A 12,141-nucleotide genomic window follows, 5' to 3' on the forward strand; every position below is an offset into this window, starting at 1 on the left:
CCGTTCCGCAGTAGCGGAACTGGCATTCCGTTTGAGCGTAATTTGCATATAAAGCTTTAAAAACGGTATTTACCAACCCTCTTTTGCAAGTTTGTTATACATAAATGAAATATTTCTTCACTAATTACCTGTCACATAGAACGTGAGGGCAGATATTTTCTTAGAAAAATCATTTTTCCACTAATCACACGTGGCAAAGGATATAATGTCAGATGATTTTGAAAAAAAGCAAAAAAAATAGGCACTAACCATTTACGGTTAATGCCCTTTGGGATAATCATTATTTATCTGTTTTTATCTGATTGCGAAAGTACACTTGCAGCTAAACTCTTTGTTGTTCCAGAATACTTATTACTGTTCATTACCATAGATGCCTTTGTTTCCATAGCTTTACCAGTAATTTTTCCGGTGTTTCTCTGTGACAATACACTTGCAGCTAATGACTTCTGAATTTGAGAACTATTATTCGATCTCATAATTTTTGAAGCCTGTGTTGATAATTTCTGTCCACTTGATTTTTTATTCATGTTTTGTCTCTCTTTCTTTTTAAGAGAGAATGTGATCATCAAACATTCTCGAACATATTGTTACTTATAATTTATTTATCGTTCTTTTCTTTGGCTTCTTTACGTGGAAAGCAAAATACCTTTTTGCCAACCTGCTTAGCATATAAACGATTTCCATTTCTTAATGTAATATATGCTGTAAAAACCATGTCAGTCTGGTCACATTTTACCATGCAATCTGCCTCCTTTCCAAAAGATTTTTCTCAGACGAATCCGAAAAAGTATGGAAATTGGCAGAAACAAATACTAAAATATATTTGAAAGATATGGTTTTAGTAGATGATCTTTTGTCTCTGCTATTTCCGCCAGAGTTCGTTTGAGGCCCTAATCTCAAATGAACTCTTTTTTTGGAATCAGAAAAGTTGCAAGCCTTATATCATAGTGACTGCTTCATTCAAATCAAACAGCATTAAATTCATTTCTGGAACTAATACGCCATTTACTCGATACGACAACTGACTCAAATCCCAATCACAAATTCTTGCAATCGTGTTAATCAAATCTTTTGCATTCCATCGAACCGACAAAACACCATTTGATTTTTCCTTATAAAACTGTACTGACTTATCATCATGTTCATCACATGCTTGAACCGCAATCTGTTTATCAGATTCGTTTATCAGAAGCTTTACATATGTTGGGTATTTCATCTTCATGATTACAGATTTGTTGAATGTAATACCATTACTTGTAATCGAAATATATGGTACACCCTCGCTAAAGTCAAACGTCTTAAAATTTGATAAATCAATCACTCTGCTCGCCTCCTTTCTGTTTTCTATATGATTATAACATATTCATCCATTCTGTTCAATCCTATTTATTTTCTTGTTTTCTTTTCGTCTTTTATTTGTTTTTTATTCATCTTTTGTTCTTCTATTATTTTATTATTTATTCACTTGTCATTTTGTACATTTGTATTAAAACTCATGCGAATACTTTTTATTTAAAAGAATTTAACTGAAAACAGATACAATTTTTATAGTAGTCAAAACAAAAGGCACTAACCATTTGCGGGTAATGCCTTTTCGGTTAATCATTATTTTCTATTTTTCTTCTGTCAGCTTCTGATACATTTTCATCAATTCTGCCACACAATCGGCTTCCGACATTTTAGTGCTGAATCCATAAGCCTCCATCACAGCTCTGTTGTTTGCGTTATGTGCTTTAAGTAATTCCGGCGGCATAGTCAACGGGTCATAAAGATCTGCAAGACTGCTATTTGGATAAAGTGCTCTGGCATTTAAGATTGCCTGTGCAGTTTTCTTTATCTTTTCTTTTTGTTCATCCGTAGGTGACGGCCATGGGAAATTATTGTAAACAATCGTATTAGAATAACTATAATCACTCTTTAATCTGCCACATACAACTCTTGTCCATGCCATATGAACATTCGACATCAATATACCAAACTCATAGCTTGTTGCAGATGGCATTGTAAAAAGTTTATCACCCGGAATAATTTCACCATCCAGATAATCCATTGGAATATATCTTCTGTTTTGTGATGACACCTTCGGTATCGCTATATACGGAGAATCATATTCAAGTATTGATGCAAATAATCCTGGAGTATCTGCAGCTTTTCTTGTATTATTTCTCGTGCTTGCCATTCTAAATTCACGAACTTTATCAATTCTTTCTCTGACAAGCGGACACCGTTTCAATAATAATGGATCTGCCCCAACCAGCCATATACAATATCTTGGTTTTCTATCAATAAAATCTTTTCCCATCATATAATGTCTGATGAAAGATATTGCCTGTGGCTCTTTAGATATCAATTCTTCTTTTTCTTCTTCCGTAAGTATCAAATATCCGCCATCTATTGCCTGTCCTCCTAATGAAATAGGTGGAACATCTGATAAAGGTTTCATTCTTTTTTCAATTGAAATATTATCTGCATCCAGCAGATAACCATTAATATTTTTTGCTACTATTATATCGTCCTTGGAATATATCTTCTTCTGATACTCTGCACCATTTTTTCTACTAAATCCTATAATGACACAATGTACATGTGCTTTGATTGAAGCCTCACTATCCCATATAAATGTTCTATATGCATAATCAATTTGTATTCCATCTTCAAACAGTGGTTTCCACAAAATGGAAACGCTCTCTCCCTGAGTAATTGAATTAGTCGATACAAGAGCTGCTCTGATATTTATATTTTCCTTCATGTAATCAGATGCCTTTTTATACCAGCAACTTACATAATCGAGATTACCTACACTTTTCCATCCAGCAAATATATCAGCAACATCTTCTTTTTGTTTTTCTCCCATCCACCTTGCACCAACGAAAGGTGGATTCCCCATTATATAAGATAATGACTTAGCCAAAACAACGCTGTTCCAATCTATCTTCAGTGCATTACCTTCTGCAATATTTACATACGTCTTCAACGGAAGGAAATCATCATTGAACCCATATACAATATTTTTTGTTTCCTCCATCATCTGTGATTCTGCAATCCACAAAGCTGTCTTTGCTACTGTCACGGCAAAGTCATTGATCTCAATTCCATAAAATTGTTGAATGGATACTCTGATTGGATTATGAACATCTCCCAACGTCATCTGACCACCAACTTTTTCACGAATGACTTCATTTTCTAACCGTCGAAGTGATAAATATGTTTCCGTCAGAAAATTTCCCGAACCACAAGCCGGATCTAAAAATGTCAGTAAAGCCAGTTTATTCTGAAATTCATCCAGACGTTTTACTTTTGTCCTCTGCACCTGTATTTTCAAAATCTCATGAAATTCCGTCTGCAATTTATCGAGAAACAACGGATCAATCACTTTATGTATATTGGAAATACTTGTATAGTGCATTCCACCGGATCTTCTCGTTTCTGGATTTAACGTTGACTCAAACACTGCCCCAAAAATTGTAGGGGATATATCACTCCAGTCAAAATCTTCAGAAGCTTTGGTCAAAAGTAATTCTTTGATTTCTTCTGTCAACGGCGGAATCTCAATAGTTTCATCTGAAAACAATCCACCATTCACATACGGAAACTGTGCTAAATCTTCTTCTAAATATTCGTCTCTCTCAGAGACAGGTGTATCCAAGACTTTAAACAGTTCCAGTAATGCACGCCTACAGTCTTTCACTTCATATGCTTTCAGATAATCATGGAAAATATTCCGTTTTCCAAAAATCCCAGCATCCTCGGCATAAAGACAGAACACAATTCGAACACATAAAGCATTCAGACTTTTCAGTTTATGCTCTCTTTTCTCTTTTTGTTCAATGGTTTCCTCTTTCGCTTTTACTTCTGGAATCTTATACTGTGTAAGGAATGCTTCATAAAGCAGTCCAACAATATCTCCTGCTTTAATCGATACTTCCATCTCGTGAGAGATTTTCTGCACATCTTTCTTTATTAAAATATCAAGCAACGGATACTTACTCGGTATTTCATCCAATGATATTTTTACTGCCTCCGGTACTCTGGCATTCATATCATAAATCCATATATCAGAGAAATTGCTGGTAATGATCCAACGTGCCTTTTCATCATATGGGAGATTATCATTATATCGTTTTGCTTGATCATACGGCGTCAGTTCTATTGAACCAGAATTCATAATCTTATGGTCCAGTGCTTTACCAAGACTCTTTTGTTCAATCAATACATGCGTTTCTGGAATATACACATCAATTCTTTTTGTATTTCCATCTACCACAACTTTTTTCTCAAATTCCACACGATCTGTCACATTCTCCATTCCAAGAACGTTTGACAGAAAATCAATCCAATATGATCTTCCATCCTCATCTTCTCTTCCTCTCCCCTTCCATTTATTTGCAAATTGGCGGGCAGCTTCCCTCTGTTCTGCATCGGTCATCGTTTTTTTCCTCCTGCGTATCCGTAAGCTCTCATATTCATAATCTATTAACTCAGACAGGTAAAGTACCGATACTTATCATGTATCTGTATATCATCATTCATCTGCAAAAATGTGTACTTTCCTGTAAAATGCTCATTTTTTCTCTACTACTCCATAATATCATAAAACAGCCTATCTTCCAACGATAGAAGTTCGTTGACGATACCTCCAAAGCACTTGTCAAAAAGTACACTTTCATGTAAAACACCCACCTTACAATAATTTGGCTTTTTCGTAAATTTCTGCACGATACCGAAAAGTTGATAAGGGCATATTACATTCTTTCGCAGCAGACGTTCCAGTTATTTTCCCGTTTTTCCACCGCTGATACACATCGTGAAAATTATCTGGCAATCTGCTTGGTGGTCTACCGAACCGCACACCTCTGGCTTTTGCCGCTGCAATACCTTCTGCCTGCCTTTGCCGAATATTTGTTCTTTCGTTTTCTGCTACAAATGACAGTACCTGCAATACAATATCTGACAGAAACGTTCCCATCAAATCTTTTCCCCGGCGAGTGTCAAGTAAAGGCATATCAAGAACCACAATATCAATTCCTTTATCTTTTGTGAGAATTCTCCACTGTTCCAGTATTTCCGCATAGTTACGTCCTAAGCGATCAATACTTTTTATATAAAGAAGATCATCTTTCCGGACACGTCGAATCATTTTTCTGTATTGTGGGCGCTTGAAGTCTTTTCCAGACTGTTTATCAATAAAAATATTCTTTTCTGGGATAGCCAACTCCTTCAATGCAATCAATTGCCGATCTTCGTTCTGATCCCGACTACTGACACGTATATATCCAAATATATTTCCCATCCTTGTTTCCTCCTGCATAGTCTCTGATAGGTGAAAAGCTGTCTTCCCCAAAAGAAAGACAGCTCCCCATGTCTTCTCTGAACTTTTTCACTCTAAACTACTCTCTTATTCAGGACAATGCTTTAAGGATCTGTTTCATGCACTTTTTCAACTTCATCCCATCTTTTAATCCCAGTCGATAAAAGAATTCCTCTGTATCTGCTCCACTGTTGAATATAGCATCACAATATTTCGTAATCGCTTCTTCCTGCTCCGGCGAAAGTGAAACTATTACTTTTTCATATTCTTCCTCGACTTTATCTGGTTCTGTATCTGTTTGCTGTTTTAATTTCCAGTCCGTATATGCCTTTCCCATGTGTTCTGTTATTGCCAGATTTAAAAATTCTTCAATTTCTTTTGTCATTTTCATAGATTCCCACCTGCTCTTTCTCAATCCTGTATCTCATTTGCCCTCCTATACATACACCAATTCGTTCAATACAATTTCCTGTGCACGATTCCTGATATTATTTGCCCTGCGAACCCATTCCATAGGATTCTGTGCTTTCAAGTCCTCTGTTACGCCCTCAGCACTTCTCATCTGTGCTTCAATCAGCTCAAAGCGTTCCTGTGCCTGTTCATTCACATCTGCCAGATGACTGTCCAGCCTGGCGGTCAGAAGAAGACAGCTATACATTCCTGATTTATGTTCTTTCAGATATTCCTTCCGTAGCATCCCCCAGCAGCCAATCGGTCTGGTTTCTTCCGGTAAGGATAACACTGGCAGATAATAATCTCCTACCAGTACATAATCCAATCCATTATTATCATCATGTATCTTTTTTCTTAATTCGCTCATGTGCTTGCCTCCCTCAGATTTTCCTTTGCTCACGTAAATATGCTTCAAATATACTTCTTCGAATCAAAACTTTCTTTCCAATCTTATAGACTGCTCCAGCTTCATGTGCCATGCGAATAACAGGTTTCATTCCCAACCGGTAATACTCACACGCCATATTGTAGGTCACATAGTCATGGCTCATAAATTCCAGATCTTCATCGTCAATCTCATCTGAAAACATCCATACATTACCGCTCATCTGTCTTCTTCTCCTTATCTTTTCCTGTTGCCGGTTCATGGAAACGTTCCAGGTAATCATCAAAAATATCACGACGAATCAGTACCGTTCCATCAATTCTGTAAATAGCTCCTGCATCACTGGCAAGCTCTAAGAGTTTCTTATGAGAGATACTGTAAATAATCTCTGCCTGTTGATATCGCAGATACTGTCGGCGTAATTTTCTTAAATGTTCCGGAACTTCCTTCATACTTGTAATCGGTTTGTACTTTTCATTCATAATGCTTTCCTCCAAAATTAGATTTACTGTTTTACAGAAGTTGACTGCCGGAATATAACTTTTCCACGAAAAAAAGCACCTCTTAGATCAACTCTAAGAAGTGCTCTTGCTTCATTGCCAAACCCGTGTCTTTCCACCTGAAATTCGTCATGCTTCATAACGATTCATTATTATCCCAAATTTTGTTGTCAAATTGTTGTCAAATGCGGTCTGACATCATGGTTTTAGACATTTTATATTTAATTTTAGTACAGCTTTGCACCAGCCGGAATGTGGTTATCAACCATCAGAAGATGAAGTTTTTCTTCTCCTTCTTCTTCGTGGATTGCACTAAGCAACATACCACAGGATTCAATTCCCATCATAGCTCTTGGAGGCAGATTTGTGATAGCGATCAGTGTCTTGCCTACCAGTTCTTCTGGCTCGTAATAAGCGTGAATACCGCTTAAAATCGTACGATCTGTGCCTGTTCCGTCATCCAGAGTGAACTGCAGAAGCTTCTTGGATTTCTTAACAGCTTCACATGCTTTTACCTTTACAGCTCTGAAATCAGACTTGCTAAAAGTATCGAAATCTACAAATTCTTCGAATAACGGCTCCACTTTTACCTTAGAGAAATCGATCACTTCTTCTTTCTCCGGTGCAGCTTCAGAAGTGCTGTTTGTTGTCTTGGAAACTTTCTTATCAGCGTCCAGTGACTTCATTGTCGGGAACAGAAGTACGTCACGAATTGCCTGGCTGTCTGTCAGGAGCATAACGAGACGGTCGATTCCGTATCCGATACCACCTGTTGGCGGCATACCGATCTCCAGTGCATTCAGGAAGTCTTCATCTGTGTGGTTGGCTTCCTCATCACCTGCGTCTGCAAGAGCATCCTGTGCTTTGAAACGCTCTCTCTGATCGATCGGGTCGTTGAGCTCGGAATATGCGTTACACATTTCCCATGTATTGATAAAGAGCTCGAAACGCTCTACCTTGTTCGGATCGGAAGGTTTCTTCTTGGTCAGCGGAGAGATCTCGATCGGATGATCCATGATAAATGTCGGCTGGATCAGCTCTTTCTCACAGTACTCCTCGAAGAAGAGGTTGATGATATCACCCTTCTTATGGCGATCCTCATACTCGATATGATGCTCGTCAGCAAGCTTCTTGGCTGCCTCATCATCTGCTACTTCGTCAAAGTCGATTCCTGCATATTTCTTGATGGCATCGTTCATGGTCAGACGTGCGAAAGGCTTTCCAAGATCGATCTCGATACCATTGTAGGAAATCTTTGTGGAACCGCAGACCTTCTCTGCAAGGTAACGGAACATAGACTCTGTCAGCTCCATCATTCCCTCATAATCAGTATATGCCTGATAAAGCTCCATCAGAGTGAACTCCGGATTGTGACGGGTATCAACACCCTCGTTACGGAATACACGGCCGATCTCGTAAACTCTCTCAAGTCCGCCTACGATCAGTCTCTTAAGATAAAGCTCCAGGGAAATACGAAGCTTAACGTCTTCGTTCAGTGCGTTGTAATGTGTCTCAAATGGTCTTGCAGCTGCACCGCCTGCGTTGGAAACCAGCATTGGTGTCTCAACTTCCATGAAGTCACGTCCTGCAAGGAAGTTACGGATCTCCTTAAGGATCTGGGAACGTTTGATGAATACATTCTTGCTGTCCTGGTTCATGATAAGATCCACATATCTCTGACGATAACGGGTATCTGTATCTGTCAGTCCGTGGAATTTCTCAGGAAGGATCTGTAAGCTCTTGGAAAGAAGAGTCATCTTCTCTGCATGAATGGAGATCTCACCTGTTCTTGTTCTGAAAGCAAATCCCTCCAGACCAAAAATATCGCCAATATCAGATTTCTTGAAATCTGCATAGGAATCGGTTCCAATGGCATCTCTTGCCACATAAACCTGAATGTTACCCTGTAAATCCTGGATATTGCAGAAAGAAGCTTTTCCCATTACACGCTTGAACATCATACGTCCTGCGATTGATACATGGATCGGGCTTGCGTCCATGATGCTTCTTCTTTCTTCATAATCCTTCTTCTGAGCCTCTTTTGCCTGCTCTTCATCAAGACCTGTTACATCAAGCTCCTTGCGATCTTTGAGAAGCTCTGCCTCATGTGCTTCATAGAGATTCTTTACCTCAAGGGAATGATGTGTCTGATCAAATTTTGTGATCTGAAACGGGTCCCTGCCATTTGCCTGAAGGTCTGCCAGTTTGTCACGACGTACCTTAAGCAACTGGTTTACATCCTGCTTCTTCTGCTCTGCCACTTGTTGGCCTCCTTAATCTATCTGTCGTTCAAGCGGATCTGTGCGATCCGCTCCGTTGTCTGCTTTATACGTTTCTCTGGATCTCAAGAACCTTGTATTTCATGATTCCGGACGGCATCTCAACCTCAACGATATCGTTGGTGTGTGCACCGATCAGTGCTTTACCTACCGGAGATTCATTGGAGATCTTTCCCTCAAGGCTGTTAGCCTCTGTGGAACCTACGATCTTCAGCTCCATATCTTCCTCAAATTCATAATCATGAACCTTAACCTTGCAGCCTACGCTGATTCTGTCAAGATCGACTTCGTCCTCTACTACAACCTCAGCGTTCTTGAGGATCTTCTCGATCTCCTCGATACGTGCCTCGATATCTCTCTGCTCATCCTTTGCTGCATCGTACTCTGCGTTCTCAGAAAGGTCTCCCTGCTCTCTGGCCTCTTTGATCTTTCCTGCTACTTCTTTTCTCTTAACAACTTTCAGATCGTGCAGCTCGTCTTCCAGTTTTCTAAGTCCTGCGTATGTGAGTAAGTTCTTCTTTGCTTCTTCCATTTTGCCTTACTTCCTTTCAAAACCGTGCTGTTTTTTCTGAAAAAAATACAGCTTCGGATATTTCTGTTGCTACCATTCCCAAGAGCTCTTTTTTCTAAAAAAGGGCGTAAAAATCTCAGGATATTCACAATTCCTGTATTATACCGAAAAGCCCCAGTATTGTCAAGCATTCCACGTCGAAAAAGGGTCCCTGAAATATGCAAAAAAAGCCGCGCGAAATCTCAGATTTCAACACGGCTTTTCTGTATTATCCTGCCCGGTCTGATTCCTTATCTCTTCTCCGGAAAAAGATCTTTATAACGATTAGTCACCATCTGTGTCTGATACTCAAAATCCTGTTTATGCTGATTGACCAGTGTAGAAAGGATGATCCCGGAAAACCAGCAGATGATAGCTGTCAGGATCACAAACCCGCTGACGATCAGTGTCGGGATCTTTTCCACTGTCCCAACCTCCAGAAAATGTACCAGCACCGGAATAAAGAATACCATTCCCACCACAAACAGCACTGCTGCGATAAGGGAGAAGAACTCCAGCGGCTTGTAATTCTTGAACATTTTCACAATAGTCTTCAGGACCTTAAATCCATCTGCATAAGTATTCAGCTTGGACTCACTTCCCTCCGGCCTGTCACGATATTCAATGACTACATTCTCAACCTGCATGTTCTTATCGATGGCGTGGATCGTCATCTCTGTCTCGATCTCAAAATTCCTGGAAAGTACCGGGAATGTTTTTACAAAGCGGTAACTCATGGCACGGTAACCTGTCATGATATCCTTGATGTTGCTTTTGAAAAGACGGTTAATGGAACCTCTTACGATGCTGTTTCCAAAGTTGTGAAAAGGTCTCTTGTTCTCTGTAAAATATGTAGAAGAAAGGCGGTCACCAACTACCATGTCTGTACCTTTCTCCAGAACCTTGCTGCACATTTCAGCTGCAAACTCTGCCGGATAAGTATCGTCGCCATCTACCATAAGATAACACTGCGCATCGATATCCCGAAACATACTGCGGATCACGTTTCCTTTTCCCTGCTGATACTCATAACGGACAACTGCCCCTTCTTTTCTGGCAATCTCGTCTGTTCCATCTGTAGAGTTATTATCATATACGTAGATCACAGCTTCCGGAAGTGCTTTTTTCATATCGCGGATAACCTTTGCTACCGTCTTGCTTTCGTTGTAGCAAGGAATTAAAACTGCTATTTTATCTGCCATTATTTTTCTCCTGTAAAACAAAAAAACTTTCTGCGGATTCCCGCTAACTGACTGTAGCACGCGCCCCGCTCCTTGTCAATAGAACGTTTCGTTTTCTCCGACATACTTTTCTCTTTTATCGCTCCAGTACCATGTTTGTAAGCTTTTTCAGTTCTTCATAGCTTGAAATATTATTAGATTCTCTCCGGATTCCCGCACTGTGCCGCATACCGGCTGTATACCAGGCTACATGCTTCCGCATTTCACGGATCCCGATATACTCACCCTTTATCGCGATCTGATCTTCGGCATGGCGCAGGATCATCTCACATACTTCCTCTGCGGTTGGCCTGGAAAGCTTTTCCCCGGTGCGGAAATAGTGGTTCAGTTCCCGGAAGATCCACGGGTTCCCACGTACTGCACGGCCGATCATCACCGCATCGCAGCCAGTCTCTTTAAACATGGCTTCTGCAGTTTCCGGTGAAACGATATCTCCGTTTCCTATCACCGGAATAGTCACCGCTTCCTTCACCCTGCGGATAGCATCCCAGTCCGCCTGACCGGAATAATACTGCTGTCTGGTCCTTCCATGAACTGCGATGGCTGCTGCACCGGCATCCTCCACCCGTTTTGCGATCTCCACCACATCCACCGGCGTATTTTCATCAAAGCCAATGCGGACCTTCACCGTTACCGGCTTGGAAACTGCTCCGGAAACACTGCGGACGATCTCTTCGATCAGCTGAGGATCCTTCAGAAGAGCTGAGCCCTCGCCATTATTTACCACCTTGGGAACCGGACATCCCATATTGATATCGAGAATGTCAAAGGGACGCTCCTCAATGCTTTTTGCCACCTCTGCCATAAGGTCCGGCTCGCTGCCGAAAAGCTGCATGGATACCGGATGCTCCCCGGGATCGATCTCCATCAGCGCCTCTGTATTCTTATTATGAAAAGAGATCGCCTTGGCACTGACCATCTCCATACAGATCAGGCCAGCCCCCTGCTCCTTGCAAAGTCTTCGAAATGCCAGATCCGTAACCCCTGCCATCGGTGCAAGCACAAAGGGATTCGGTATCTCCACATTTCCGATCTTCCACTGCATCTTCATGGATCATTCCTCAACGGCATCTGCTTTTTTCTGCAGTTCCTCATCCGGGATATCTCCCAGGAAAAATACCTTGTAATACATTTCCAGAGATTCCAGAAGCTCTCTTTTGTCCCGCTGGAGTTCCTTGATCTTCAGTGCACTTCCGATCTCGTCAAAACGGGCATCTGCCTCCAGGGCTTCTGTCTTAAACTGCAGACTGCCGTCCTCATCAAATTCCAGTGTCAGGATCCCGCCTACATCCTCTGTGAAAAGCACACACATGATCTGCAGCTCCTGCTTTACCGTCTCAGGAAGAGACGCAAAATCCTGGTTAAAATAATATTTCTGCTCATAAGAGCTTGCTCCGCAGAGCACAATGTTATCCTGATACATAA

Annotated in this window: 14 protein-coding genes; all 14 read right to left on the minus strand. The window is 40.6% G+C overall.

Going from position 1 to position 12,141, the window contains the following annotated elements; all coding sequences use genetic code 11:
- Window positions 1-284: 284 nt before the first annotated feature.
- Window positions 285-527: a hypothetical protein gene (locus DW694_RS15550; protein ID WP_044961316.1), complete on the minus strand. Its 243-nt coding sequence runs from the start codon at window positions 525-527 to the stop codon at window positions 285-287.
- Window positions 528-598: 71 nt separating this feature from the next.
- A complete protein-coding gene (locus tag DW694_RS17020) occupies window positions 599-739 on the minus strand; it encodes a hypothetical protein (RefSeq protein WP_015526712.1) in 141 nt (46 codons plus the stop codon).
- A gap of 198 nt (window positions 740-937) precedes the next feature.
- Window positions 938-1,321, minus strand: coding sequence for a hypothetical protein (locus DW694_RS15555; RefSeq protein WP_180214226.1), 384 nt, complete (start codon window positions 1,319-1,321; stop codon window positions 938-940).
- Between the two features lie 291 nt (window positions 1,322-1,612).
- Window positions 1,613-4,426 (minus strand): DNA methyltransferase, encoded by a 2,814-nt coding sequence (locus DW694_RS15560; RefSeq protein ID WP_118753299.1) that lies wholly within the window; start codon window positions 4,424-4,426, stop codon window positions 1,613-1,615.
- A gap of 255 nt (window positions 4,427-4,681) precedes the next feature.
- The gene (locus DW694_RS15565; RefSeq protein WP_015526714.1) at window positions 4,682-5,290 is read right to left on the minus strand and encodes a recombinase family protein; all 609 of its coding nucleotides are present in this window, start codon (window positions 5,288-5,290) and stop codon (window positions 4,682-4,684) included.
- Between the two features lie 109 nt (window positions 5,291-5,399).
- Window positions 5,400-5,699, minus strand: a complete 300-nt coding sequence (locus DW694_RS15570; RefSeq protein WP_021651153.1) for a hypothetical protein — start codon at window positions 5,697-5,699, stop codon at window positions 5,400-5,402.
- Between the two features lie 45 nt (window positions 5,700-5,744).
- Window positions 5,745-6,128, minus strand: a complete 384-nt coding sequence (locus DW694_RS15575; protein WP_015526717.1) for a TnpV protein — start codon at window positions 6,126-6,128, stop codon at window positions 5,745-5,747.
- Window positions 6,129-6,141: 13 nt separating this feature from the next.
- Complete coding sequence (locus tag DW694_RS15580) at window positions 6,142-6,369, minus strand: excisionase (protein WP_015526718.1); 228 nt, start codon at window positions 6,367-6,369, stop codon at window positions 6,142-6,144.
- A complete protein-coding gene (locus DW694_RS15585) occupies window positions 6,359-6,628 on the minus strand; it encodes a DUF6462 family protein (RefSeq protein WP_015526719.1) in 270 nt (89 codons plus the stop codon). The genes DW694_RS15580 and DW694_RS15585 overlap by 11 nt, the downstream gene beginning before the upstream one ends.
- Window positions 6,629-6,873: 245 nt before the next feature.
- Entirely contained in the window at window positions 6,874-8,907 is a 2,034-nt protein-coding gene (gene lysS, locus DW694_RS15590; RefSeq protein ID WP_021652594.1) for a lysine--tRNA ligase, read from the minus strand.
- A gap of 64 nt (window positions 8,908-8,971) precedes the next feature.
- Entirely contained in the window at window positions 8,972-9,457 is a 486-nt protein-coding gene (greA, locus tag DW694_RS15595; RefSeq protein ID WP_015526720.1) for a transcription elongation factor GreA, read from the minus strand.
- A 269-nt stretch (window positions 9,458-9,726) separates the two neighbouring features.
- Entirely contained in the window at window positions 9,727-10,677 is a 951-nt protein-coding gene (locus DW694_RS15600) for a glycosyltransferase family 2 protein (protein ID WP_118753300.1), read from the minus strand.
- Window positions 10,678-10,792: 115 nt separating this feature from the next.
- The gene (dusB, locus tag DW694_RS15605) at window positions 10,793-11,767 is read right to left on the minus strand and encodes a tRNA dihydrouridine synthase DusB (protein ID WP_173741550.1); all 975 of its coding nucleotides are present in this window, start codon (window positions 11,765-11,767) and stop codon (window positions 10,793-10,795) included.
- A 3-nt stretch (window positions 11,768-11,770) separates the two neighbouring features.
- Window positions 11,771-12,139, minus strand: a complete 369-nt coding sequence (locus tag DW694_RS15610; protein WP_015526724.1) for a DUF6145 family protein — start codon at window positions 12,137-12,139, stop codon at window positions 11,771-11,773.
- Window positions 12,140-12,141 lie beyond the last annotated feature (2 nt).

Origin of the sequence: Ruminococcus sp. AM26-12LB, from assembly GCF_003480785.1 — a bacterium.
GTDB lineage: Bacteria > Bacillota > Clostridia > Lachnospirales > Lachnospiraceae > Blautia_A > Blautia_A fusiformis.

Bases quoted from the DNA above. Each gene is read 5' to 3' on its own strand.
- DW694_RS15550 (WP_044961316.1), bottom strand. From the start codon at position 527: ATGAATAAAAAATCAAGTGGACAGAAATTATCAACACAGGCTTCAAAA.
- DW694_RS17020 (WP_015526712.1), bottom strand. From the start codon at position 739: ATGGTAAAATGTGACCAGACTGACATGGTTTTTACAGCATATATTACA.
- DW694_RS15560 (WP_118753299.1), bottom strand. From the start codon at position 4,426: ATGACCGATGCAGAACAGAGGGAAGCTGCCCGCCAATTTGCAAATAAA.
- DW694_RS15565 (WP_015526714.1), bottom strand. From the start codon at position 5,290: ATGGGAAATATATTTGGATATATACGTGTCAGTAGTCGGGATCAGAAC.
- DW694_RS15570 (WP_021651153.1), bottom strand. From the start codon at position 5,699: ATGAAAATGACAAAAGAAATTGAAGAATTTTTAAATCTGGCAATAACA.
- DW694_RS15575 (WP_015526717.1), bottom strand. From the start codon at position 6,128: ATGAGCGAATTAAGAAAAAAGATACATGATGATAATAATGGATTGGAT.
- DW694_RS15580 (WP_015526718.1), bottom strand. From the start codon at position 6,369: ATGAGCGGTAATGTATGGATGTTTTCAGATGAGATTGACGATGAAGAT.
- DW694_RS15585 (WP_015526719.1), bottom strand. From the start codon at position 6,628: ATGAATGAAAAGTACAAACCGATTACAAGTATGAAGGAAGTTCCGGAA.
- greA (WP_015526720.1), bottom strand. From the start codon at position 9,457: ATGGAAGAAGCAAAGAAGAACTTACTCACATACGCAGGACTTAGAAAA.
- DW694_RS15600 (WP_118753300.1), bottom strand. From the start codon at position 10,677: ATGGCAGATAAAATAGCAGTTTTAATTCCTTGCTACAACGAAAGCAAG.
- dusB (WP_173741550.1), bottom strand. From the start codon at position 11,767: ATGAAGATGCAGTGGAAGATCGGAAATGTGGAGATACCGAATCCCTTT.
- DW694_RS15610 (WP_015526724.1), bottom strand. From the start codon at position 12,139: ATGTATCAGGATAACATTGTGCTCTGCGGAGCAAGCTCTTATGAGCAG.